Genomic DNA, 24,200 nt, shown 5'->3' with positions numbered 1-24,200 from the left:
TCAACCCAATGCGAGCGCGATCACACCGGCCGCGATGAACAGCGCGCCCAGCAATCGCAGCATGCGATCGCCTTCGCGCAGCAGGTGCCCGCCGATCAGCGCCGCGAACAGCATCGACACCTCGCGCGCCGGCGCGACGTGCGAAATGGGCGCCTGCTGCACCGCGTACAGCACGAGCACGTACGAGACGGGGCTGATCGCCGCCACCAGCAGCGCGTACTTCCACTGTTCACGCCACATGCGCACGGTGGTCGCGCGGTCTTGCAGCGCGGCGGGCAGCAGCAGCACAAGGCGCACGAAGTTGCTCATGTAGTCGAGCAGGATCGGCGACATCGCGAGGAACTTGACGGCGTAGCTGTCGGTGACCGTGTAGGCCGCGATGAAGGCACCGGTCAGCACGCCGTAGCGCATGCCCTTCTGCACACGCTCACGCTGCACCGGGTCGTGCTTCTTGTGAAAGAGGCGCGGGCCGCCTGCTACCAGGAACACGCCGAGCACCACGCCGAAGATGCCGGCCACGCCGACGAGGCTGATCTTCTCGCCGAGGAACAGGATCGCGACCAGCGACGACAGCAGCGGCCCCGAGCCGCGCGCCAGCGGGTAGACCACCGTGAGGTCCGACTTGCGGTAGCCACGCAGCAGCACGACGTAATAGAAGACGTGCAGCACGCCGCTCAGCACGATGAAGGCCCACTCCTTCGTGCCCCAGGTCGGCACCACGCTCCAGCCGAGCGTGATGCCCACGGGCGCCCACACCACGGCCATGAACACGCCGCTCTGGAATGCGAAGCGCGAGTCGCCGTTCGCCTTCTTGGCGGCGATGTTCCAGCTGGCGTGAATGACCCCGGCGAGCAGGATCAGCGCAAAGGCAGAGAGCGGCACCCCGGCGGAACCGGGATCAGTGGCGGCCGACGATGGCGGCGGTGGCCATCAGTTCTTCGAGCAGCGCGAGCGAGACCTTGCCCGAGACCTTGTACGGGTCGAGTTCGGGCTTCTCGGAGTACTTGAGCAGCGTCGAGGCGTTGAGCTTCGAGAGGTTGACCTGCCCCATCGTCCAGCCGCCGAAGCGGCGCTCGGAGATTTCTTCGTAGTGCAGCAGCACCACGTCCTTGTGGCGCGCATCGCGCTGGATGTGGCCGTAGAGATCGCTGATGGCCTCGCGCCCGCCCTCGATCGCCTGCAGGAAGGTGCCTGCGCCGTAGCAGAGGATGCCGGTGATGCCGCAGGCCGGGTTGTGCGTGCGCGATTTCGCGAGGATCGCCTCGATGGCCTCGGGGCTGGTATCGACGGCGCGGCTGGCGTAGAGAAGTCGGACCAGCATGGCTCAGCTCTTTCTGGGCAGGAGGGAAAGGAATTCGCGACGCAGGCTCGGGTCCTTGAGGAACACGCCGCGCATGACGGAGTTGATCATCTTGCTGTCCATTTCCTTCACGCCGCGCCAGGCCATGCAGAAATGCTCGGCTTCCATGACCAGCGCCAGGCCGTCGGGCTGCGTCTTTTCCTGGATCAGGTCGGCCAGCTGCACCACGGCTTCTTCCTGGATCTGCGGACGGCCCATGACCCATTCGGCCAGGCGTGCGTACTTCGACAGGCCGATCACGTTGGTGTGCTCGTTGGGCATCACGCCGATCCAGAGCTTGCCGATGATCGGGCAGAAGTGGTGTGAGCAGGCGCTGCGCACGGTGATCGGGCCGACGATCATCAGCTCGTTCAGGTGCTCGGCGTTGGGAAACTCGGTGAGCGGAGGCGCCGGCACATAACGGCCGCGGAACACCTCGTTGAGGTACATCTTGGCCACGCGGCGCGCGGTGTTGTCGGTGTTGTGGTCGTTCTCGACGTCGATGACCAGGCTCTCGAGCACGGCCTTCATCTTGACCTCGACCTCGTCGAGCAGGGACTCCAGCTCGCCGGGCTGGATGAACTCGGCGATGTTGTCGTTGGCGTTGAAACGCTTGCGCGCTGCATTCAGTCGCTCGCGGATCTTGACGGAGACGGGGGTGCCCTCGTCATCGTCTTTTCGATCGGGAAGCGGTTCGACGTCGGTTTTCCTCAGCATCCGCAGATGGTATCAGTGAACGCTTTTTCAGCACCGCCAGAGGGGAAACACCGCGGAACCGGCTTTGCCGGGCCGCTGGTGTTGCCCCCGGCAGGGGGTTGGAGAAGCGACATGCAGTGCGCGAAGCCTGGGGGCGAGCTCAGGCCAGCGCGAAGTCGGCTACCAGCGGAAGATGGTCGGACATGCGGGCCCAGATGGGACCGCGCGGCACCGAACAGGCCAATGGTTCGAGCTGGCGGCCGTAGACGAAATCGAGCTGCGCCACCGGCAGCCGCGACGGGTACGTGAGCGTGCGCGGGCCGCGCAGGTCGCTGGTGTCGCGCAGGCCCATGGCGTTCATGGCGTAGCGCATGCGCGCACCCCAGTCGTTGAAGTCGCCAGCCACCACCACGGCCTCGTCGGCCGGCACCTCGCGCTCGATGAACTCGCGCAGCCGCGCCACCTGCCGCACGCGGCTGCCCTTGATGAGCCCCAGGTGCACCACGATGGCGTGGATCGGGCGGCCCTCCACCTCGATCACCGCGTGCAGCAGGCCGCGCTGCTCGAAGCGGTGGTCGGAGATGTCCTGGTGGCTGGTGCGGATCACCGGCCAGCGCGTGAGCAGCGCATTGCCGTGCTCGCCGTGGCGCGTGACGGCATTGGTCTCGTAGACGGCCGTGTAGCCCTCGGGCGCAAGAAAGTCGGCCTGCGGCAGCTCGGGCCAGCGCGGAAAGCGGGCGGCGGCCTGCCGGTTCATCTTGCGCACTTCCTGCAGGCAGACGATGTCGGCATCGAGCTGCTCGATGGCGTGGCCCAGGTTGTGAATCTCGAGCCGCCGCGCCGGCCCGATCCCCTGCACACCCTTGTGGATGTTGTAGGTCGCGACCCGGAGGTTGTGCGTTGCTGTTGCTGCGGCTGCCGGTGGGTTCATCGGGCAAATTCTGGCAGCAACAGAATGGCTTCGGCGTTCGACGGGGAAAAGCACGCATCAGCCGCCTCCCGGTACGGCAGCCATTGCCAATCGGTGTGCTCGCGCGCGGCGAGCACGGGCGTCAGGCGCTCGGGCACGCACAGGCCGAACAGGTGCTCGGTGTTGTGGGTGATGCCGGGCTCGTAGCGCGCGCGCCAGCCGGGGTAGATCTCGTAGATGTTGCGCAGCTGCCAGTCGACCAGCTGCGACGCCAGCGGCGTGCCCTCGCCGCACTGGATGCCGGTTTCCTCGGCCACTTCGCGCGCTGCGGTGAGCATGAGCGGCTCGTCGAGGGCGTCCTTGCTGCCGGTGACCGATTGCCAGAACTCGTGGGCGTCGGCGCGACGGATCAGCAGCACGTCGAGTGCGGGCGTGTGGATCACGACCAGCACCGATTCGGGGATCTTGAAAGGCTTCACAGCGGTGTTCAGACGCCGCTGATGATCGCGTCGAGCGCAGCCACCAGGTCATTCGACGCGATACGCACATTGCCTTTCGCTGTGCCCAGGTCCTTCACCCGAAAAGGCGCGGTCATCTGGGGCAACGCAAAGAAAGTCTCGCCGTCCCATTGGACGGGCGGACACAGCCGGCGCGGCGCCTTGGCCGGCAGGTACTTCTGGGTGGTCAGCGGCATGACCAAGCGCGTCGGCAACACGCCGAGCAGGTCGCTTTGCATGTCGACGCACCACGGGAATGCAGTGCGCTGGGCCTTGTCGGGATTGGCGTAGATGTCGAATTGCGCCACAGGTGCTTACCAGGGGCGAAAGTTTTCGCCGAAGACACCGTGCGTCTCGACCAGCTCGTTCTGCGCAGCAATCCAGTCCTTGTATTCCTCGTTGAACTCGCGCTTGCGCTGCGCCATCGACTTCTGCTTCTCCAGCGCCTCGAGCTCCGCAAAACGCGCCGCAGAAACAAGAACGACCGCCACGCGGTCGTTCTTCATCACATGCACCGGTTCGCGCTCGGCCTGGCTGAGGTAGTAGCCGAATCGGTTCTTGGCTTCGGTGGCAGTGATCTGCATGGCTGGCTCCGGGGAGTGATTAGCCATTTTAGCCAATCACCCTGCCCTCGCCAACCGGCCGCCGACCTCAGGCCGCGGCTTGCGGCGTGTTGCGCAGCTTGATGTGCAGTTCGCGCAGCTGCTTCTCGTCGACCGGGCTCGGCGCCTGCGTCAGCAGGTCTTGCGCGCGCTGGGTCTTGGGGAAGGCGATCACGTCGCGGATCGACTCGGCGCCGGTCATGAGCATGACCAAACGGTCCAGGCCGATGGCAATGCCGCCGTGCGGCGGGGCGCCGTACTGCAGCGCGTCCAGCAGGAAGCCGAACTTGAGCTGCGCGTCTTCGGCGCTGATCTTCAGCGCGCGGAACACCTTGCTCTGCACTTCCTCGCGGTGGATACGGACCGAGCCGCCGCCCATCTCGATGCCGTTGAGCACCATGTCGTAGGCCTTGGCAATGCACTTCTCAGGCGCGGTGTCCATGAGGTCTTCATGGCCGTCCTTCGGCGCGGTGAACGGGTGGTGCACGGCGCTCCAGCGCTGGCCTTCCTCGTCGAACTCGAACATCGGGAAGTCGACCACCCACAGCGGAGCCCAGCGGTCCTCGAAGAGGCCGGCCTTCTTGCCGAAGGCGCTGTGGCCGATCTTCACGCGCAGCGCGCCGATGGCGTCGTTGACGACCTTTTCCTTGTCGGCGCCGAAGAACAGGATGTCGCCGTTGCGCGCACCCGTGCGGGCGATGATCTCGGCCAGCGTGGCGTCGTCGAGGTTCTTGACGATCGGGCTTTGCAGGCCTTCGCGGCCGGCGGCGGCGTCGTTGACCTTGATGTAGGCCAGGCCCTTGGCGCCGTAGATCTTCACGAATTCCTGGTACGCATCGATCTCGCCGCGCGACAGGCCGCCCTCGGCACCGCCGCCGGGCACGCGCAGTGCAACGACACGGCCGCCGGTCATGGTGGCGGCGTTCGAGAACACCTTGAACTCGACGCGCTTCATCAGCTCGGTGAGTTCGGTGAATTCGAGCTTCACGCGCAGGTCGGGCTTGTCCGAGCCGTACTTGAACATCGCGTCGGCGTAGCTCATGGTCGGGAACACCGGCAGGTCGATGTCCGCGGCGTTGCGGAACATGGTGCGGACCATGCCTTCGAACATCTCGCGGATTTCCTCTTCGGCGAGGAACGAGGTCTCGATGTCGATCTGCGTGAATTCAGGCTGGCGGTCGGCGCGCAGGTCCTCGTCGCGGAAGCACTTCACGATCTGGTAGTAGCGGTCGTAGCCGGCCACCATCAGGAGCTGCTTGAACAGCTGGGGCGACTGCGGCAGTGCGAAGAAGCTGCCGTCGTGCACGCGGCTGGGCACGAGGTAGTCGCGTGCGCCTTCGGGCGTGGACTTGCCGAGCATCGGGGTCTCGATGTCGATGAACCCGTTGGCGTCGAGGAACTTGCGCGTTTCCATCGTCACCTTGTAGCGCAGCATCATGTTGCGCTGCATGGCCGGGCGGCGCAGGTCGAGCACGCGGTGCGTGAGGCGGGTGGTTTCCGACAGGTTGTCGTCGTCCAGCAGGAACGGGGGCGTGACCGACGGGTTCAGCACCTTCAGTTCGTGGCACAGCACTTCGATCTTGCCGCTCTTGAGGCTGTCGTTGGTCGTGCCTTCGGGGCGCGAACGCACGAGGCCGGTGATCTGCACGCAGAACTCGTTGCGCAGGTTCTCGGCCACGGCGAAGGTCGAGGCGCGGTCGGGGTCGCACACCACCTGCACGTAGCCTTCGCGGTCGCGCACGTCGATGAAGATCACGCCGCCGTGGTCGCGGCGACGGTTGACCCACCCGCACAGGGTGACGGTCTGGCCCAACAGGGCTTCGGTCACAAGACCGCAATAGTGAGTACGCATGGCCATAGAGATGACTTCCGGCGCCGTCGTGGCGCGTTCGTTTTTATGAGTTGGATGGCTTCACCGCCACCGTGGTGGGGCCGCCTGGAACGACCACCCCCATCGAGACGATGTACTTGAGCGCTTCGTCCACGCTCATCTGGAGTTCGATGCAGTCGCTGCGCTTGAGCATCACGAAGTAGCCGCCCGTGGGATTGGGCGTGGTCGGCACGTAGACGCTGAGAAACTCGCCCTCGCCCAGGTGCTCGGCGACTTCATTGCCGGGCGCGCCGGTGACGAAGGCGATGGTCCACACGTTTTCGCGCGGCCACTGGATCAGCACCGCAGTGCGAAAGGCATTGCCGTTCTCGGAGAACAGCGTGTCCGACACCTGCTTGACGCTCGAATAGATCGAGCGCACCACCGGGATGCGGCGCACCACGGCGTCGCCCCAGCCGAGCAGGCGCTTGCCGACGAAATTGCTGGCCGTGGCGCCCACCACCAGCAGGATCGCCAGCGTGAGCAGCACGCCCAGACCGCGCACCTTGTGGTCGCTGAGCCAGGTTTGCCACTGCTCGGGGAGCAGCCACAGCGTCTGGTCGAGCGTGCCGATGATCCAGTTCAGCACGCCGAGCGTGATGACCAGCGGCACGATCACCAGCAAGCCGGACAGCAGCCATTTGCGCAGGGCGGACATGGGAGAGGGTTCCGTCAGTCGCCGCTCTTGGCGGCAGCCGGTGCAGCGGGGGCCGGCGCGGGCGCCGGTGCGGGGCTGGAGGCGGAGGACGAAGAAGACGCGTCGGCCGACTTGGCACCGTCGCCGGAAGCAGCGGGCGCCGTGGCGGGCTCGGACTTCTTGCCGCCACCCTCGCGGAAGTCGGTCACGTACCAGCCCGAGCCCTTGAGCTGGAAGCCGGCGGCGGTGACCTGCTTTTCAAATGCGCTCGCACCGCATTCCGGGCACACCGAGAGCGGCGTGTCCGACATCTTCTGCAGAACGTCCTTGGCAAAGCCGCAGGAACTGCACTTGTAGGCGTAAATGGGCATGGAAAATCGGGTGGGAATGGGGGGCGTAGCAACTCGCAGCGAGCCGCTCGCAAAGCCCTCGATTATAGGGGCGCCCCCGCCCGCAAGGGCCGCGGGGCTGCGGCCCTGCCCGCCGTCAGGCCGGTTCGGTCGCGAGGAGGCGGTGCGGCGTGTGAGTGTTCGCTATCCATTGCGGCAGCAGCGAGCCCACGACCATGCCGGCGAACGAGGACAGCACGCCCGCCAGCTGGGCCGGGAAGGCGGTACCCCAGGGCATCGCCATGAACAGCAGCCAGACGCCGATGCCCCCCACGATCGAGGTGATGGCACCCTGGGTGGTGGCGCGGCGCCAGTACAGGCCGCACACCAGCGGCACGAAGGCCCCCACCAGCGGCACCTGGTAGGCGCCCGACACCAGTTCGTAGATCGGCGTGCCCTGCATGCGGATCGCGTAGGCCAGCACGGCGGCGCTGAACAGCAGCACCGTGATGCGCATGGTCATCAGGTTCTCGCGGTCGGTGCCGGCGGGACGGAACTGGCGCCAGATGTTCTCGGTGAAGGTGACGCTGGGCGCCAGCAAGGTGGCCGAGGCTGTCGACTTGATGGCCGACAGCAGCGCGCCGAAGAACAGCACCTGCATCACGAACGGCATCTTCTGCAGCACCAGCGTGGGCAGCACCTTCTGCGGATCTTCCTTCAGCAGCACGGCCACCTCCTCCGGCATGATGAGGAGCGCGCTGGCCACGAGGAACATCGGCACGAAGGCGAACAGGATGTACGCCACGCCGCCGATCACCGGGCCGCGCGTGGCAGCCTTCACGCTGTTGGCCGACATCACGCGCTGGAACACGTCCTGCTGCGGAATGGAGCCCAGCATCATCGTGATGGCCGCAGCAAAGAAGAACACCATGTCGTGCCAGTTGGGTTCGGGCCAGAACTTGAAGAGGTCCTTGCTGACCGCGAAGGCGATCACCTTGTCGGCGCCGCCGGCCATGTCGCCCGCGAACATCGCGATGACCGCCAAGCCGACGACAAGGATGATCATCTGGATGAAGTCGGTGACGGCCACCGACCACATGCCGCCGAACAGCGTGTAGGCCAGGATCGAGACCACGCCGATCACCATGCCCACCGGAATGCTGATGGCGCCGGCCGACAGCACGTTGAACACCAGCCCCAGGGCCGTGACCTGCGCCGACACCCAGCCCAGGTAGCTCAGCATGATGATCAGCGAGCAGGCCACTTCCACGCTGCGGCCGTAGCGCTCGCGGTAGTAGTCGCTGATGGTCAGCAGCGTCATGCGGTACAGCTTGCCCGCGAAGAACAGGCCCACCAGGATCAGGCAGGTGCCCGCGCCGAACGGGTCTTCGACCACGCCGCTCAGGCCGCCCTCGATGAACTTGGCCGGGATGCCGAGCACCGTCTCGGACCCGAACCAGGTCGCGAAGGTGGTCGTGATGATCATGAACAGCGGCAGGTGCCGCCCCGCAATCGCGAAGTCGGTGGTGTTCTTCACCCGCTTGGCCGCATACAGGCCGATGGCGATGGTGACCAGCAGATAGACGATGACCAGCGTCAACAACACGGCGAAACTCCTCCAGCCTCTAGAACAAACGCACGCGCAGCAGCAGCTGCATGGCGAGCAAACCCAGGACGAATCCGACGCCGCCGTAAAGAATGGCCTGCAGCAGCCGGTTGGTGCGCTTCTGCGCAGCCAGCAGTTCCTGCAACTCGCGGCGGTGATCGGGCGGCCGATTTTCCAGGAAATCGTGCAGCAGACGCGGCAATTGCGGCAGCAATTTCGCGTAGCGCGGCGCCTCGGCCCGCAGCTGCTGGAACAGCTTCTTCGGCCCGATCTGGTCGATCATCCACTTCTCGAGGAAAGGCTTGGCCGTGGCCCAGAGGTCGAGTTCGGGGTCGATGCTGCGGCCCAGGCCTTCGATGTTCAGCAGGGTCTTCTGCAGCAGCACGAGCTGCGGCTGGATCTCGACGTGGAAGCGGCGCGAGGTCTGGAACAGGCGCATCAGCACCATGCCCAGCGAAATTTCCTTCAGCGGCCGGTCGAAGTACGGCTCGCACACGGTGCGGATCGCGGCCTCGAGCTCGTCGATGCGCGTGCCCTGCGGCACCCAGCCGCTTTCAAGGTGCAGCTCGGCCACGCGCTTGTAGTCGCGCCGGAAGAAGGCCGCGAAGTTCTGCGCGAGGTACTCCTTGTCGGACTCGGTGAGCGTGCCGATGATGCCGAAATCGAGCGAGATGTAGCGCCCGAAGGTCTCGGGCGCCAGGCTCACCTGGATGTTGCCCGGGTGCATGTCGGCGTGGAAGAAACCGTCGCGGAACACCTGCGTGAAGAAGATCGTCACGCCGTCGCGCGCGAGCTTGGGAATGTCGACGCCGGCCGCGCGCAGCTTGTCGAGCTGGGCAATGGGCACGCCGTTCATGCGCTCCATCACCATCACCTCGGGGTGGCAGAAGTCCCAGAACATCTCGGGGATCAGCACCAGGTCGAGCGAGGCCATGTTGCGGCGCAGCTGCGCGGCATTGGCCGCCTCGCGCACGAGGTCGAGCTCGTCGTGCAGGTACTTGTCGAACTCGCCGACCACCTCGCGCGGCTTCAGGCGCTTGCCGTCGGCCGAGAGGCCTTCGATCCAGCCGGCCATCATGGCCATGAGCGCGAGGTCTTTCTCGATCACGCCGCGCATGTTGGGGCGCAGCACCTTCACCGCCACGTCGCGGATCCCGCCCTGGTTGGTGCGGATGGTCGCGAAGTGCACCTGCGCGATCGAGGCGCTGGCAATGGGTGTTTCGTCGAACTGCACGAACACGTCGCTCACCGGACGGCGGAAGGCGCGCTCGATGGTCGCAATGGCCACCGCCGAGGGGAACGGCGGCACGCGGTCCTGCAGGAAGGCCAGCTCGTCGGCAATGTCGGGCGGCAGCAGGTCGCGCCGCGTGGACAGTACCTGGCCGAACTTCACGAAGATGGGGCCCAGCCGCTCCAGCGCCTCGCGCAGGCGCTGGCCGCGCGGCGCGTCAAGGTTGCGCCCGACAGAAACAATGCGTGCCACCACGCGCAGCCAGGGCTTCTGGAAGCTCGTGAGCACGAGCTCGTCCAGGCCATAGCGCAGTGCGACCCAGACGATGAACAGGCCGCGATAGAAGCGACTCATTCGGCGTGGCCCGCCGCACCGCCGGCACGGGCCGAGCGGTCGCCGACGAACTGGCGCAGCGCGCCCACCACGCGGCGCACGCCGTTGCCCAGCGTGTGCGCGGGCACGTCGCCGATCACGCGGGCCAGGTCGTCTTCGACGTCCCAGCGCACGTGGTCGACCAGCCAGTTGACCTCGGCCGCAAGTTGCACGTCGCCGACGATCTGCACGGAAGGCTTGTCGCCGCGCAGCGTGGCGCGGGCGATGTCGAAGGGGGAGTCATCGATCACGGTGAGCGTGAGTTCGGGCGTGGAGCCGGCAGGTGCCAGATCGAGCAGGCCGGCCGGCGTGGCCACCAGTTCCATCGTCACGAAGCGCCACTGGAAGCGCACCACCCTGCCCTGCTGGCGCAGCAGCCGCTGCTGCGCTTCGGGCTCCTGCTGCAGCACGTGGTTCAGGAACAGCACCGCGCGGTGCTGGATCTCGTGGACGGCCCAGGCCGGCGGTTGCAGGCGTTCGCCGATGCGGTTGAACAGGTCGCCGAGCAAAGAAAAAGGGGACGATGGTGTAGCCATGGTCCCCATTATCCCGTCAGTGCTGCGCCCCGTAACCCGTGAACTGCATCGTCTCCTTTCATAAACACCGCGGAACCGGCTTTGCCGGGCCGCAGGTGTTGCCCCCGGTAGGGGGTTGGAGAAGCGACACGCAGTGCGCGAAGCCTGGGGGCGAGCCTTTTACTTCACTGCAGCGCTTGCACGCCTGCGACGAGCCAGCCAGCGCTGCCGGTCTTGGTCATGTTCCAGACTTCGCGGAACGGGGCCGGGCCCGCCGACGCGTCTTCGCGGATCATGCCGGAGAACTCCACGCTCGCCATGTAGGCGTCGGGCAGCTCTTCGATGCCCAGCAGCTTGGCGTCGAGCATCACGACCTCGGTCTTGTTGAGCGCACCGCCCGTGTGGCTGGCGCGGTCGGCCAGCTGCGTGCGGATCTCTTCGACCATGCTGTCGGTCATCATGGAACGCAGCATCGACACGTCAGCGCGGTCCCAGGCGTCTTGCAGGGTCACGAAGTTGCGCTTGGCGGCGGTGAGGAAGCCGTCGGCATCGAAGCCCGCGGGGATGCCCCAGGACTGCGAACCGGCAAGCGCCGAACCGATCATGCTGCCGCCGGCTGCGGCACCCGCGGCCGAGAGGCTGCTGCCGTGCGATGCCGGTGCGGCGTCGAAGGCGGTGGCGTTGCGCTCCCACGGCCGTGCCGAGGCGTCGTTGCCGACGTTGGCCGGGCTGTACTGTGCCGGTGCGCGTGCATCGGCGGGGCTGCCAGCGCCCTGGAAGGCGAAAGCGCCCTGGCGGTTGGCATTGCCCGACGACGCGGCCGAGCGCGCCTTGAAGATGCGCCACACCGCGAGCGCAGCAAAGGCCAGCAGCGCGATCAGCAGGATGTTGGCGAAGCCGGCGCCGAGGCCCAACGAATTCGCGAGCCATGCCAGGCCCAGGCCGGCGGCGAGGCCGCCGAGCATTGCGCCCCACGGGCGCTTCGGTGCAGCGGCGGCGGGCGTTGCGGGCTTGGGCGCCGCATTGGTCGCGTTCTGCTGCGCGGGGGCCGCGGGCTGCGTGGCCTGGCGCTGCGTCACGTTGGACGACTGGCGACCGACGGACTTGCCGCCGCCCATGCGTGCGGCTTCCGCCTGAACGCTCCCCAGCACCAGCGCTGCTGCCAAAAACAAAGAACCCAAACTCTTCATGCCGTCTCCTCTTGAGCGAAAAATTCGCGTCGTCATCGTGATCAACACTTGATTCCAACATGGAGGGCTGCAATTCCCCCCGTCATGTTGTGATAGTCCACATGTCCGAAACCGCCCTCTTTCATGAGGGTCTTGAGCTCCTCTTGCGAGGGATGCATCCGGATCGATTCGGCCAGGTAGCGGTAGCTCGCGTCGTCGCCGGCCACGAGCTTGCCCAGGCGCGGCAGCACGTTGAACGAATACCAGTCGTAGGCCTTCGTGAGCGGCTTGGCGACCTTCGAGAACTCGAGCACCAGCAGCTTGCCGCGCGGCTTGAGCACGCGGTTCATCTCCTTGAGCGCGACGTCCTTGTGCGTCATGTTGCGCAGGCCGAAGGCCACGGTGACCACGTCGAAGTGGTTGTCGGGAAAGGGGAGCTTCTCGGCGTCGCAGACCGTGGTGGGCAGCACCACGCCGGCGTCGAGCAGGCGGTTGCGGCCGGTGCGCAGCATGGCTTCGTTGATGTCGGTATGAACCACCTGGCCCGTGGCGCCGACCTTCTTCGAGAAGGCAAGCGCGAGGTCGCCGGTGCCGCCTGCGATGTCGAGCACGCGCGAGCCTTCGCCCACGTTCGCGACCATCACGGTGTAGGCCTTCCAGGCCCGGTGCAGTCCGGCCGACATCAGGTCGTTCATGATGTCGTAGCGCGAGGCCACCGAGTCGAAGACGCCGCGAACACGTTGCGCCTTCTCGCTTTCGTCGACTTTCTCGAAGCCGAAGTGGGTTGTACTCATGCGGTGGATGTTAGGCCGGAAGGCATTCCTTCAAGGCGACGACCCCGCGGGCACGGCGGACATTTGTTGCTTTTTCCTCCAACGGAGGGCCGCCGCAACGCGCGTCTTTGCTATCTGTAAGGCTATCTTTTCAATAGCAACAGGGTATGTTTACCCTCGGTTCCGGCGACGCTCAATGGCTGCTGCAGGCGTGGCCGCCCTTGTCGGCCATCGGGGCATCGCGGTCCACGCCGGCTGCGGCCAGGCGCCGCTCGTAGTCGGCCCACAGCTCGGCCTGCCGGGCGCCCAGGTCATAGAGCAGGCTCCAGGTGTAGATGCCGGAGTTGTGGCCGTCGCTGAAGGCGGGCTGCACGGCGTAGTTGCCGACCGGCTCGAGCCCGACCAGGTCGACCTCGCGCTTGCCGGTCTGCAGCACCTCCTGCCCCGGACCGTGGCCCTGCACCTCGGCCGAGGGCGAGTAGATGCGCATCAGCTCGAAGGGGATGCGGAAGGTCGCGCCGTCCGAGAAGCCGACTTCGAGCACGCGCGACTGGCCATGCACGGTGATCGATTGGGGCGTCGGCGCGCCGGCTTGCAAACCTGCCATGGGGAATCCGTTCGGAAGAAGAGAAAAGAGAAAAGGGAGAGGACTCGCGCAGTATGCCGCGCGCTCCGCGGCGGCGTGCCGACCACCTGCGCTTAGCATTGCGGCATGCCGTCACGCACACGCTTTCCCCGCCTCCTGTCGCGTCCGAACCGGGCCGCCCTCGTCCTTTGCGCCGCGCTCGCGGGCGCCGCCCTCGCCCCACCGGCCCATGCCTTCTGGGGCCTGATCGGCAAGGCGGCCGGCAAGGCCGCGACCGCCGGCAAGGCGGCCGGCGTGGCGGGCAAGGGCGCAGCAGTCGGCGCCGGTGCGGTGGCGGCCGAAGGTGCAACCGGCGTGGCCGCCAAGGGTGCGATGGCGCTGGGCGACGATGCGGCGCATGCCGCGCAGGCCGGCTCGCGGGGCTTCGGCGGCGCGCACGAACTGAGCGCCGTGAACGCCGCGCTGCCACCCGAGGTCGCGGCCTACCTCGCCAAGCCGGCGAAGGAGCTCACGCCCAAGGACACGTCGTTCATGATGGACAGCTACCGGCAGATGGTCGAGCGCGCCGGCAAGAGCGGCGACTTCACCGCCGTCGAGCGCATGCCGACCTCGGCCAGCACCGCACGCACGCTGCCAGCGGAACCGGTCAAGGCTGCAGCAACACCGCAGCCGACGTCCGCTGCAGCCACGGCGTCATCCGGCACCTCGGGTGCGCTGCCCTTCCACGCGGTGCGCCTGCTGGCCCACGCCGCGCATGCGGGCAACAAGAGCGCCCAGGCCGAGCTCGATCGCGTGTGCAGGGATGGCAGCGTGGCCTCGAAGCGCTTCTCGAAGGAAACGCGCGCCACGCCGGAATTCAAGCAGGCCTGCGCGGACCGCAAGACGGTCGCTGCGGCCAGCTGAGAAGAAACGAAGGCCTCAGGCCAGCGACGCGAGCCGGCGGACCATGTCGGCCTCCGCCTGCGGCAACCGCGCCTGCACGGCGGCCAGCCGCTCGGCCGGCGCGGTCCGCTGCACGGCGGCCCAGACCGAACCCGGGAAATGGCTGTCCCAGTCGAAGCGCGCGATCACATGCCAATGCAGGTGCGCCACCATGTTGCCGAGCGCGGCGATGTTGAGCTTGGTGGGCGCCAGCGCGTCGCGCAGGCATTGCTCCACGCGCACCACGGCCTCCATGCACAGCGCGCGGTCGGCCGCATCGAGGTCGGAAAACTCCGCCGCATGGTCGCGCCACACCACGCGGTAGAAGGCCGGAAAGCCTTCTTCCTGCGCATAGATCACGCGCAGCTTCGCGCCCTCGAACACGATGCGCCCGCCGGGCGCGTCGCACAGCGGGCAACCCGCCACCGCCGTCATACGAGCACCCGCTCGATGCCGCCCTGGTTGGCAGCGGCCACGTAGTTCGGCATCCAGTCGTCGCCGAGCAGCTTGTTGGCCATCTCGACCACGATGTAGTCGGCTTCGAGCAGGCCGTTGTTCAGGTCGTTGCCGTAGCGCGAGAGGCCTTGCAGGCAGCTCGGGCAGCTGGTGAGGATCTTCACGTTGTCGGTCGCGCCGACGTTGCCGCTCTCGCGCAGCGCGGCCTCGCCCTTCTTCAGCTCTTCTTCCTTGCGGAAGCGGATCTGCGTGGAGATGTCGGGCCGCGACACGCCCAGCGTGCCCGACTCGCCGCAGCAGCGGTCGTTCTTGAGCACGTTGTCGCCGACCAGCGCCTTCACGGTCTTCATCGGGTCCTGCTGCTTCATCGGCGAATGGCAGGGGTCGTGGTACAGGTAGCCGCCACCGCCGGCATCGGCGAGCGTGATGCCCTTTTCGAGCAGGTACTCGTGGATGTCGATGATCCGGCAGCCCGGGAAGATCTTGTCGAACTGGTAGCCCTGCAGCTGGTCGTAGCAGGTGCCGCAGCTCACCACCACGGTCTTGATGTCGAGGTAGTTGAGCGTGTTGGCGACGCGGTGGAAGAGCACGCGGTTGTCCGTGATCATCTTCTCGGCCTTGTCGAACTGGCCGCTGCCGCGTTGCGGATAGCCGCAGCACAGGTAGCCCGGCGGCAACACGGTCTGCACGCCCGCGTGCCAGAGCATCGCCTGCGTGGCCAGGCCCACCTGCGAGAACAGCCGCTCCGAGCCGCAGCCCGGGAAGTAGAAGACGGCCTCGGTTTCCGAGGTGGTCGCCTTCGGGTTGCGGATGATCGGCACGTAGTCGGCATCCTCGATGTCGAGCAGCGCGCGCGCCGTCTTCTTCGGCAGGTTGCCCGGCATCTTCTTGTTGATGAAGTGGATCACCTGCTCCTTGATGGGCGCAGGCCCCAGCGTGGCCGGCGGCGCGCCGGTCTGCTTCTTCGCGAGGCCGCGCAGCAGGTCGTTGGCCATGCGCTGCGCCTTGAAGCCGATGCCCACCATGCCGGCGCGCACCGCCTTGATGGTCTGCGGATTGGTCGCGTTCAGGAAGAACATCGCGGCCGCGTTGCCGGGGCGGAAGCTCTTCTGGCCCATCTTGCGCAGCAGGTTGCGCATGTTCATCGACACGTCGCCGAAGTCGATCTTCACCGGGCACGGCGTGAGGCACTTGTGGCACACGGTGCAGTGGTCGGCCACGTCCTCGAACTCTTCCCAGTGCTTGATGCTGATGCCGCGCCGCGTCTGCTCTTCGTAGAGGAAGGCCTCCACCAGCAGCGAGGTCGCGAGGATCTTGTTGCGCGGGCTGTACAGCAGGTTGGCGCGCGGCACGTGCGTGGCGCACACCGGCTTGCACTTGCCGCAGCGCAGGCAGTCCTTCACGCTGTCGGCGATGGCACCGATGTCGCTCTGCTGCATGATCAATGACTCGTGCCCCATGAGACCGAAGCTCGGCGTGTAGGCATTGGTCAGGTCGGCGTGCAGCGTCTGCGCCTGCCCCGCGGGCGCGCGCAGCAGCTTGCCCTTGTTGAAGCGGCCTTCGGGGTCGACCCGGGCCTTGTATTCGGTGAAGGGGCGCAGCTCTTCGTCGCTCAGGAATTCGAGCTTGGTGATGCCGATGCCGTGCTCGCCCGAGATCACGCCGTCCAGGCTGCGTGCCAGCGCCATGATGCGCACCACCGCGGCGTGCGCGGTCTGCAGCATCTCGTAGTTGTCGCTGTTCACGGGCAGGTTGGTGTGCACGTTGCCGTCGCCCGCGTGCATGTGCAGCGCGACCCACACGCGGCCCTTGAGCACCTGCTTGTGGATGGCGGTGCACTCGGCCAGGATCGGCCCGAACTCGGCGCCCGAGAAAATCTCCTGCAGCGGCTGGCGCAGCTGGGTCTTCCAGCTGGCGCGCAAGGTGTGGTCCTGCAGTTGCGGGAACAGCGCGTCGACGTTCTGCAGCCAGCCGGCCCACAGCGCGCGCACCTCGTGCACCAGCGCCACGGCCTGCGCCACGCGGTCTTCCAGCAACTCGGCCGCGGGAATCTCGTGCGCGTCGTCGGTCTTGCCCAGCGGCAGGTTGCCGCGCGTGAGGAAGGCTTCGAGCGCGTCGGTGAGCGCCAGCTTGTTCTGCAGCGACAGTTCGATGTTGATGCGCTCGATGCCGTCGCTGTACTCGGCCATGCGCGGCAGCGGGATCACCACGTCTTCGTTGATCTTGAAGGCGTTGGTGTGCTTGCTGATGGCGGCCGTGCGCTTGCGGTCGAGCCAGAATTTCTTGCGCGCCTCGGGGCTGATGGCAATGAAGCCTTCGCCGCTGCGCGAGTTGGCGATGCGCACCACTTCCGAGGTGACGCGGGCCACCGCATCGGCGTCGTCGCCGGCGATGTCGCCGAACAGCACCATCTTGGGCAGGCCGCCGTGCTTCTTTGATTTCGTCGCATAGCCGACCGCCTTGAGGTAGCGGTCGTCCAGGTGCTCGAGGCCGGCCAGCAGCACGCCCGAGCGCTTCTGCTCGGCGAACATGAAGTCCTTGATCTCGACGATGCTGGGCACCGCGTCTTTCGCGTTGCCGAAGAATTCGAGGCACACGGTGCGCGTGTGCGCCGGCATCTTGTGCACCACCCAGCGGCAGCTCGTGATGAGGCCGTCGCAGCCCTCTTTCTGGATGCCCGGCAGGCCCGAGAGGAACTTGTCGGTCACGTCCTTGCCCAGGCCTTCCTTGCGGAAGGTCTTGCCGGGAATGTCGAGGCGCTCGGTGCGCAGCTTGGTCTTGCCGTCGGCCGCGAAGTACTGCAGCTCGAACAGGGCGCTCTCGGCGTCGTGGATCTTGCCCAGGTTGTGGCCGATGCGGGTCACTTCGAGCCATTCGGCCTGCGGCGTGACCATGCGCCACGAGGCGAGGTTGTCCAGCGCCGTGCCCCAGAGCACGGCCTTCTTGCCGCCGGCGTTCATGGCGACGTTGCCGCCGACGCACGAGGCCTCGGCGGAGGTCGGGTCGACCGCGAACACGAAGCCCGCGCGCTCGGCCGCGTCGGCCACGCGCTGGGTGACCACGCCGGCCTCGGTCCAGATGGTGGGCACGGGGTGGTCGAGGCCGGGCATCGCCACGTGCTCGACCTCGGTCATGGCCTCGAGCTTCTCGGTGTTGATGACCACGCTCTTCCAGGTCAGCGGGATGGCGCCGCCGGTGTAGCCGGTGCCGCCCCCGCGCGGAATGATGGTCAGGCCCAGCTCGATGCAGCCCTTGACCAGCAGCGCCATCTCGACCTCGGTGTCGGGGCACAGCACGACGAAGGGATACTCGACGCGCCAGTCGGTGGCGTCGGTCACGTGCGACACGCGCGAGAGGCCGTCGAACTTGATGTTGTCCTTGGCCGTGAGCCGGCGCAGCACGCGCGTGGCCTTGCGGCGCAGGGCGGCAACTTCGCGGAAGGTGTCGTCGAAGGCGGCGACGGCCTGGCTGACGAGGCCAGTGAGCTCGCCCACCAGCTGGTCGCGCGGCAGGTCGCTGTCGGGGGTGCGGCGCTTCTGCACCTCGCCCAGGCGGTGGCGCAGGGCGTCGACCAGCTGGCCGCGGCGGCGCGGGTTGTCGAGCAGGTCGTCGACGAGGTAGGGGTTGCGCTGCACCACCCAGATGTCGCCCAGCACCTCGTAGAGCATGCGCGCCGATCGGCCGGTGCGGCGCTCGGCACGCAGGGTCTGGAGCAGGTCCCAGCCGCGTTCGCCCAGCAGGCGAAGCACGATCTCCCGGTCGGAGAAGCTGGTGTAGTTGTAAGGGATCTCGCGCAGTCGTACAGGCTCTGCGGCCTGTGACAACAGCGTATTCAACGCGGTCGGAGCATTCATCGGGTGGGGCCCTTGGCCAGGCGCTGCGCGCCCATGTAGCCGGGGGGTGGATTTTAGGGCAGGCCTTGGGGTCTTTGCCCTTCCCTTTCCGCTATTCCCTATGGCAGGCCCGATGCCTGCCGTGGAGGCCGCCGGACCTCACCCCCGCCCTCTCCCGAGGGAGAGGGGGAAAGACAGGGGGCTTAGAACAGCACGCGGCTGCGAATCGTCCCGTTCACCTTGGCCAGCTTCTCCAGCGCCAGGTCGGACGAGGCCGCGTCGATGTCCATCACGACATAGCCGACCTTCTCGTTCGTCTGCAAGAACTGCGAGGAGATGTTGATGTTGTTGTCCGAGAAGATCTTGTTGATCTCGGACAGCACGCCCGGCACGTTGCGGTGGATGTGCAGCAGGCGGTGCTTGCCCGGGTGCGCCGGCAGCGCCACCTCGGGGAAGTTGACCGACGAGGTCGAGGTGCCGTTGTCGCTGTACTTGACCAGCTTTTCGGCCACTTCGAGCCCGATGTTGGCCTGCGCCTCCATGGTCGAGCCGCCGATGTGCGGCGTGAGGATCACGTTGTCCAGCCCGCGCAGCGGCGACTGGAACTCGTCCTTGTTGCTGCGCGGCTCCACCGGGAACACGTCGATCGCGGCGCCCAGCAGCTTCTTGTCTTTCAGCGCCCCGGCCAACGCTTCGATCTCGACCACGGTGCCGCGCGAGGCGTTGATCAGGATCGACCCCGGCTTCATGGCGGCGATCTCGGCCGCGCCGATCATCCACTGGGTGGCCTGCGTCTCGGGCACGTGCAGGGTCACGATGTCGCTCTGGCCCAACAGCTGGTGCAGCTCGCGCACCTGGCGGGCGTTGCCCAGCGGCAGCTTGGTGACCACGTCGAAGAAGGCCACGTGCATGCCCAGCGCCTCGGCCAGCACCGACAGCTGTGCGCCGATGGAGCCGTAGCCCACGATGCCCAGCGTCTTGCCGCGGATCTCGAAGGCGTTGTCGGCCGACTTGAGCCAGCCGCCACGGTGCGCCACAGCGCTCTTCTCGGGCACGCCGCGCAGCAGCAGGATGGCTTCGGCCAGCACCAGCTCGGCCACCGAGCGGGTGTTGGAATACGGGGCGTTGAACACGGCCACGCCGTGTTCGCGGGCGGCTTCGAGGTCGACCTGGTTGGTGCCGATGCAGAAGCACCCGGCCGCCACCAGCTTGTGCGCGGCAGCGAACACATCGGCCGTCAGCTGGGTGCGCGAGCGGATGCCCACGAAGTGCACGTCGGCGATCTTGGCCTTGAGTTCGGCGTCGGGCAATGCACCCGGCAGCGACTCGATGTTGGTGTAGCCGGCGGCGCGCAGCACCTCCACGGCCGAGGGGTGAATGCCTTCGAGCAAAAGGAACTTGATCCTGCTTTTGTCGAGGGAGGTTTTGCTGCTCATGACGTACTCGAGGAGGCCCCGGCCATGGCGACAAGCTAGGCCAAAAAAGGGGAGGACGATGCTAGCATGGTGCAGCGCAGCATGAGCCCCGCAACCCGCGCCGGGCTTGGCGCCAAAGGGGTTTCCCCGATTGGAATAGCCCCCGGGTCCGTGCCCCAATGTGACGCGGCTGTGTCACGCACATGCCCTAGCATTCGCGCTTTCCATTTTTCCCTTCAGGAGTCTTCATGCGATTCAAGACGCTCGCGTTGGCATCGGCGCTGGCCGCCACGCTGTTCAATGCAGCCCAGGCCCAGACCGAGATCCAGTGGTGGCATTCCATGACCGCCGTCAACAACGAGTGGGTCAACGACCTGGCCAAGCAGTTCAACGAGAGCCAGAAGGACTACAAGGTCGTCCCGACCTTCAAGGGCACGTACGACGAATCCATGACGGCCTCCATCGCGGCCTTCCGCTCGGGCAACGCGCCGCACATCCTGCAGGTGTTCGAAGTGGGCACCGCCACCATGATGGCCAGCAAGGGTGCCGTCATTCCGGTCGGCCAGGTCATGAAGGACGCGGGCGAGAAGTTCGACCCGGCCGCCTACATCCCCGCCGTGGCCGGTTACTACACCGCCCCCAACGGCCAGATGCTGAGCTTCCCGTTCAACAGCTCGACCACCATCTTCTATTTCAACAAGGACGCCTTCAAGGCGGCCGGCCTGCCCACCGACAAGGCGCCCGCCACCTGGCCCGAAGTGGTGGCCGCCGCCGCCAAGCTCAAGGCCAGCGGCCACAAGTGCCCGTTCACCACGGCCTGGCAGAACTGGACGCAGGTCGAGAGCTTCTCGGCCTGGCACAACGTGGAGTTCGCCAGCAAGGCCAACGGCCTGCAGGGCCTGGACGCGCGCCTGAAGGTGAATTCGCCGCTGCACCAGCGCCACATCGAGAACCTGGCCAGCATGTCCAAGCAGGGCCTGTTCATCTACAAGGGCCGCGGCAACGTGCCTGAAGCCTCGTTCGTGTCGGGCGAGTGCGCCATGATCAACACGTCCTCGGGCTTCTACGGCAACGTGGCCAAGAACGCCAAGTTCGCCTACGGCCTGGCCCCCCTGCCCTACTACCCGGACGTGCCGGGCGCACCGCAGAACACCGTGATCGGCGGCGCCAGCCTGTGGGTCATGTCGGGCAAGAAGGCCGCCGAGTACAAGGGCGTGGCCAAGTTCTTCAGCTTCATCTCGACGCCTGAAGTGCAGTCCGCCAGCCACAAGCGCACCGGCTACCTGCCGGTGACCACCGCCTCGTACAAGCTCACCGAGGAATCGGGCTTCTACAAGCAGAACCCCGGCACCGACGTGGCCGTGACGCAGATGATCCGCAAGGTCACCGACAAGAGCCGCGGCATCCGCCTGGGCAACTACGTGCAGATCCGCGCCATCGAGGACGAAGAGCTCGAACAGGTCTGGGGCGGCAAGAAGACGGCCAAGGAAGCCCTCGACGCCATCGTGACCCGCGGCAACGAACAGCTGGAACGCTTCCAAAAGGCGAACAAAAGCTAACGATTGAAGTTCCGGGCTCCGTGTCCGGCTAATATCGCCCGCCCCCGCACGCCCTTCTTCCAGGGCGCGCCGGGCGGGATTTTTTATGTAGGGGCTTCATGGAAAAACGCGTTTTCTTTCGCTCGGGCTGGTTGCCCTGGCTGCTGCTGACACCGCAGATGGCGGTGATCCTCGTGTTTTTCTTCTGGCCGGCCGGCCAGGCGCTGTTGCAGTCGCTGCAGCAGCAGGACGCGTTCGGCACCTCGGTCGAGTTCGTCGGGTTCGACAACTTCCGCCAGCTCTTCGACGACCCGGCCTATGCCGAGTCGTTCAAGACCACGGCGCTGTTCTCGGTGCTGGTGGCCGGCATCGGCATCAGCCTGTCGCTGATGCTGGCCGTGTTCGCCGACCGCATCACCCGCGGCGGCATGTTCTACAAGACCATGCTGATCCTGCCGTACGCCGTGGCGCCCGCCGTGGCGGCTGTGCTGTGGGTCTTCATGTTCTCGCCCTCGCTGGGCGTGGTGGCCTATGCCCTGGGCAAGATCGGCATCAACTGGAACCACCTGCTCGACTCGGGCCACGCCATGACGCTGATCGTGATGGCCTCGGTGTGGAAGCAGATCTCGTACAACTTCCTGTTCTTCCTGGCCGGGCTGCAGTCGATTCCGAAGTCGCTGATCGAGGCTGCGGCCATCGACGGCGCGCGCCCGTGGCGCCGCTTCTGGACCGTGCAGTTCCCGCTGCTGTCGCCCACCACCTTCTTCCTGCTGGTGATCAACGTGGTCTACGCCTTCTTCGACACCTTCGCGATCGTCGACGCAGCCACGCAGGGCGGCCCGGGCAAGGACACGACCATCCTGGTCTACAAGGTCTACCACGACGGTTTCAAGGGGCTCGACCTCGGCGGCTCGGCCGCGCAGTCGGTGGTGCTGATGGTGATCGTGGTGGCGCTGACCGTCATCCAGTTCCGCTACGTCGAGAAGAAAGTGCAGTACTGATGAAGCAACAAGAACAAATCGAACTGGGCGGAGCGCAGCATGGTTGAGAAACGCGGTACGCAGGGCATCCTGGCCCACGTCATCATGATCCTGGGCGTGTTCATCGTCGCCTTCCCGCTCTACCTGGCGTTCGTGGCGTCCACGCACACGGCCCAGGAGATCGTGCAGGCGCCGATGCCCCTGACCCCCGGCTCGAACATCGTCGACAGCTACAAGGGCGCCCTGTTCGGGCGCGAGAGCAGCGCGGGCTCCAACGCCCCGGTGGCGCACATGATGTGGGTGAGCTTCGTGACGGCCATGGTCATCGCCATCGGCAAGATCACCATCTCGCTGCTGTCGGCCTTCGCCATCGTGTACTTCCGCTTCCCATTCAAGAAGATCTGCTTCTGGGCGATCTTCGTGACGCTGATGCTGCCGGTGGAGGTGCGCATCCTGCCCACCTACAAGGTGCTGTCCGACCTGAACATGCTGAACACCTACGCGGGCCTGACGGTGCCGCTGATCGCGTCGGCCACGGCGACCTTCCTGTTCCGCCAGTTCTTCCTCACGGTGCCCGACGAGCTCACCGAAGCGTCGCGCATGGACGGCGCGAGCCCCATGCGCTTCTTCTTCGATGTGCTGCTGCCGCTGTCGAAGACCTCGATCGCGGCGCTGTTCGTGATCCAGTTCATCTACGGCTGGAACCAGTACCTGTGGCCGCTGCTGGCGACCACGAGCGAAGACATGTACCCCGTGGTGGTCGGCATCAAGCGAATGATTGCCGGCGGCGACGGACAGAACGAATGGAACGTCGTGATGGCCACCGCCATCCTGGCGATGCTGCCGCCCGCGCTGGTGGTGATCCTGATGCAAAAGTGGTTCGTCAAGGGCCTTGTTGATACCGAGAAATAAAAAATGGCAGCTCTTTCCCTACGCAACGTCATCAAGCGCTACGGCCACGGGCCGAAAGCCAACCAGGTCATCCACGGCGTGAGCGCCGAGATCGCCGACCATGAATTCATCGTCATCGTCGGCCCCTCGGGCTGCGGCAAATCGACGCTGCTGCGCATGGTGGCCGGCCTCGAGGAAATCTCGGCCGGCGAGATCGCCATCGGCGGCAAGGTGGTGAACCAGCTCGAACCCTCCGAGCGCGACATCGCCATGGTGTTCCAGAACTACGCGCTGTACCCGCACATGAGCGTGTTCGCGAACATGGCCTACGGCCTGAAGATCGCCAAGGTGCCGACCGCCGAGATCAAGGTGCGCGTCGACAAGGCGGCCAAGATCCTCGAGCTGGGCCACCTGCTCGAACGCAAGCCGCGCGAACTCTCGGGCGGCCAGCGCCAGCGCGTGGCCATGGGCCGCGCCATCGTGCGCCAGCCGCGCGTGTTCCTGTTCGACGAACCGCTGTCGAACCTGGACGCCAAGCTGCGCGCGCAGACCCGCCTCGAAATCCAGAAGCTGCACCGCGAACTCGGCATCACCTCGCTGTTCGTCACGCATGACCAGGTCGAGGCCATGACGCTGGCGCAACGCATCATCGTGATGAACGGCGGCGTGATGGACCAGTTCGCGACGCCCGAAGAGGTGTACTCCAAGCCCGCCACCACCTTCGTGGCGAGCTTCATCGGCTCGCCGCCGATGAACCTGCTCAAGCACGCACCGGGCGTGCGTCCGGGCCAGATCCTGGGCATCCGCCCCGAGCACATGAAGCTCGACGAAAGCGGCTGGACCGTGCAGGTCGAGCAGGTCGAACTGCTGGGCGCCGAGCGCCTGGTGTACGGCCGCATCGGCGAGGAGCAGATCATCATGCGCACCGACGAAGGCGACCACCCGCCGGTGGCCGGCGACACGGTGAAGATCGCCGCGCGCGAAGACAAGCTGCACTGGTTCGACGCCGGCTCCGGCAAACGCGCCGACTGAGC

Annotated in this window: 24 protein-coding genes; 5 read left to right on the top strand and 19 right to left on the bottom strand. The window is 66.3% G+C overall.

The genetic code is table 11. The annotated features are described in order from the left end of the window. The 16 genes from AC3WQM_RS05660 to AC3WQM_RS05585 all read right to left on the bottom strand — a co-directional run bounded on the left by AC3WQM_RS05660 (nt 1) and on the right by AC3WQM_RS05585 (nt 13,153). Entirely contained in the window at nt 1–882 is an 882-nt protein-coding gene (locus tag AC3WQM_RS05660; RefSeq protein WP_095743930.1) for a DMT family transporter, read from the bottom strand. 16 nt (nt 883–898) lie between these two features. Continuing rightward, on the bottom strand, nt 899–1,321 hold the full coding sequence (locus tag AC3WQM_RS05655) for a BLUF domain-containing protein (RefSeq protein ID WP_489059734.1): 423 nt from the start codon (nt 1,319–1,321) through the stop codon (nt 899–901). 3 nt (nt 1,322–1,324) lie between these two features. Continuing rightward, nucleotides 1,325–2,056 (bottom strand): GTP cyclohydrolase I, encoded by a 732-nt coding sequence (folE, locus tag AC3WQM_RS05650; protein WP_095743929.1) that lies wholly within the window; start codon nt 2,054–2,056, stop codon nt 1,325–1,327. A gap of 139 nt (nt 2,057–2,195) precedes the next feature. Beyond that, nucleotides 2,196–2,966, bottom strand: a complete 771-nt coding sequence (locus tag AC3WQM_RS05645) for an endonuclease/exonuclease/phosphatase family protein (RefSeq protein WP_492677285.1) — start codon at nt 2,964–2,966, stop codon at nt 2,196–2,198. Then, nucleotides 2,963–3,424 (bottom strand): dihydroneopterin triphosphate diphosphatase, encoded by a 462-nt coding sequence (gene nudB / locus AC3WQM_RS05640; protein WP_492677284.1) that lies wholly within the window; start codon nt 3,422–3,424, stop codon nt 2,963–2,965. Before nudB ends, AC3WQM_RS05645 begins: the two co-directional genes overlap by 4 nt. An 8-nt stretch (nt 3,425–3,432) precedes the next feature. Beyond that, nucleotides 3,433–3,750 carry a CcdB family protein gene (locus AC3WQM_RS05635; protein WP_492677283.1) on the bottom strand — a complete coding sequence of 106 codons (318 nt, stop codon included), beginning with the start codon at nt 3,748–3,750 and terminating at the stop codon, nt 3,433–3,435. A 6-nt stretch (nt 3,751–3,756) separates the two neighbouring features. Next, entirely contained in the window at nt 3,757–4,026 is a 270-nt protein-coding gene (locus AC3WQM_RS05630) for a type II toxin-antitoxin system prevent-host-death family antitoxin (RefSeq protein WP_307584105.1), read from the bottom strand. Nucleotides 4,027–4,093: 67 nt separating this feature from the next. Beyond that, nucleotides 4,094–5,902, bottom strand: a complete 1,809-nt coding sequence (aspS, locus tag AC3WQM_RS05625; RefSeq protein WP_099792286.1) for an aspartate--tRNA ligase — start codon at nt 5,900–5,902, stop codon at nt 4,094–4,096. Between the two features lie 37 nt (nt 5,903–5,939). Beyond that, nucleotides 5,940–6,572, bottom strand: a complete 633-nt coding sequence (locus AC3WQM_RS05620; protein ID WP_492677282.1) for a DUF502 domain-containing protein — start codon at nt 6,570–6,572, stop codon at nt 5,940–5,942. Nucleotides 6,573–6,586: 14 nt separating this feature from the next. Then, a complete protein-coding gene (locus tag AC3WQM_RS05615) occupies nt 6,587–6,922 on the bottom strand; it encodes an FmdB family zinc ribbon protein (RefSeq protein ID WP_489059747.1) in 336 nt (111 codons plus the stop codon). A 115-nt stretch (nt 6,923–7,037) separates the two neighbouring features. Continuing rightward, nucleotides 7,038–8,486, bottom strand: coding sequence for a high affinity choline transporter 1 (locus tag AC3WQM_RS05610; protein ID WP_492677281.1), 1,449 nt, complete (start codon nt 8,484–8,486; stop codon nt 7,038–7,040). Nucleotides 8,487–8,505: 19 nt separating this feature from the next. Beyond that, a complete protein-coding gene (ubiB, locus tag AC3WQM_RS05605) occupies nt 8,506–10,071 on the bottom strand; it encodes a ubiquinone biosynthesis regulatory protein kinase UbiB (RefSeq protein WP_492677280.1) in 1,566 nt (521 codons plus the stop codon). Further along, entirely contained in the window at nt 10,068–10,625 is a 558-nt protein-coding gene (locus AC3WQM_RS05600) for a ubiquinone biosynthesis accessory factor UbiJ (protein WP_062477123.1), read from the bottom strand. Before AC3WQM_RS05600 ends, ubiB begins: the two co-directional genes overlap by 4 nt. Before the next feature lie 164 nt (nt 10,626–10,789). Further along, a complete protein-coding gene (locus tag AC3WQM_RS05595) occupies nt 10,790–11,794 on the bottom strand; it encodes a Tim44 domain-containing protein (RefSeq protein WP_489059753.1) in 1,005 nt (334 codons plus the stop codon). A gap of 41 nt (nt 11,795–11,835) precedes the next feature. Then, nucleotides 11,836–12,567, bottom strand: a complete 732-nt coding sequence (gene ubiE, locus AC3WQM_RS05590) for a bifunctional demethylmenaquinone methyltransferase/2-methoxy-6-polyprenyl-1,4-benzoquinol methylase UbiE (RefSeq protein WP_070063595.1) — start codon at nt 12,565–12,567, stop codon at nt 11,836–11,838. Nucleotides 12,568–12,739: 172 nt separating this feature from the next. Then, nucleotides 12,740–13,153 (bottom strand): gamma-butyrobetaine hydroxylase family protein, encoded by a 414-nt coding sequence (locus tag AC3WQM_RS05585; RefSeq protein ID WP_159278167.1) that lies wholly within the window; start codon nt 13,151–13,153, stop codon nt 12,740–12,742. Between the two features lie 105 nt (nt 13,154–13,258). Between AC3WQM_RS05585 and AC3WQM_RS05580 the strand changes: the two genes are divergently transcribed. Further along, nucleotides 13,259–14,035, top strand: coding sequence for a hypothetical protein (locus AC3WQM_RS05580; protein WP_492677279.1), 777 nt, complete (start codon nt 13,259–13,261; stop codon nt 14,033–14,035). Nucleotides 14,036–14,050: 15 nt separating this feature from the next. Here the strand turns inward: AC3WQM_RS05580 and AC3WQM_RS05575 are convergent, their stop codons facing one another. The 3 genes from AC3WQM_RS05575 to serA all read right to left on the bottom strand — a co-directional run bounded on the left by AC3WQM_RS05575 (nt 14,051) and on the right by serA (nt 19,778). Continuing rightward, complete coding sequence (locus tag AC3WQM_RS05575; RefSeq protein ID WP_492677278.1) at nt 14,051–14,488, bottom strand: HIT family protein; 438 nt, start codon at nt 14,486–14,488, stop codon at nt 14,051–14,053. Next, nucleotides 14,485–18,363 (bottom strand): DUF3683 domain-containing protein, encoded by a 3,879-nt coding sequence (locus tag AC3WQM_RS05570; protein WP_492677277.1) that lies wholly within the window; start codon nt 18,361–18,363, stop codon nt 14,485–14,487. Before AC3WQM_RS05570 ends, AC3WQM_RS05575 begins: the two co-directional genes overlap by 4 nt. 182 nt (nt 18,364–18,545) lie before the next feature. Next, complete coding sequence (serA, locus tag AC3WQM_RS05565; RefSeq protein WP_492677276.1) at nt 18,546–19,778, bottom strand: phosphoglycerate dehydrogenase; 1,233 nt, start codon at nt 19,776–19,778, stop codon at nt 18,546–18,548. Nucleotides 19,779–20,005: 227 nt separating this feature from the next. Here serA and ugpB point away from each other — a divergent pair, with 227 nt between their 5' ends. The 4 genes from ugpB to ugpC all read left to right on the top strand — a co-directional run bounded on the left by ugpB (nt 20,006) and on the right by ugpC (nt 24,198). After that, nucleotides 20,006–21,316 carry a sn-glycerol-3-phosphate ABC transporter substrate-binding protein UgpB gene (gene ugpB / locus AC3WQM_RS05560; protein WP_489059762.1) on the top strand — a complete coding sequence of 437 codons (1,311 nt, stop codon included), beginning with the start codon at nt 20,006–20,008 and terminating at the stop codon, nt 21,314–21,316. 98 nt (nt 21,317–21,414) lie between these two features. Continuing rightward, complete coding sequence (ugpA, locus tag AC3WQM_RS05555; protein ID WP_492677275.1) at nt 21,415–22,296, top strand: sn-glycerol-3-phosphate ABC transporter permease UgpA; 882 nt, start codon at nt 21,415–21,417, stop codon at nt 22,294–22,296. 39 nt (nt 22,297–22,335) lie between these two features. Next, nucleotides 22,336–23,187 (top strand): sn-glycerol-3-phosphate ABC transporter permease UgpE, encoded by an 852-nt coding sequence (gene ugpE / locus AC3WQM_RS05550; protein ID WP_062474482.1) that lies wholly within the window; start codon nt 22,336–22,338, stop codon nt 23,185–23,187. Between the two features lie 3 nt (nt 23,188–23,190). Further along, nucleotides 23,191–24,198, top strand: a complete 1,008-nt coding sequence (ugpC, locus tag AC3WQM_RS05545) for a sn-glycerol-3-phosphate ABC transporter ATP-binding protein UgpC (protein WP_489059766.1) — start codon at nt 23,191–23,193, stop codon at nt 24,196–24,198. The last annotated feature ends 2 nt before the right edge of the window (nt 24,199–24,200 follow it).

It is taken from the genome of Variovorax sp. FW301-JW7 (assembly GCF_058788795.1).
This window is presented reverse-complemented; position numbering and strand designations above follow the sequence as displayed.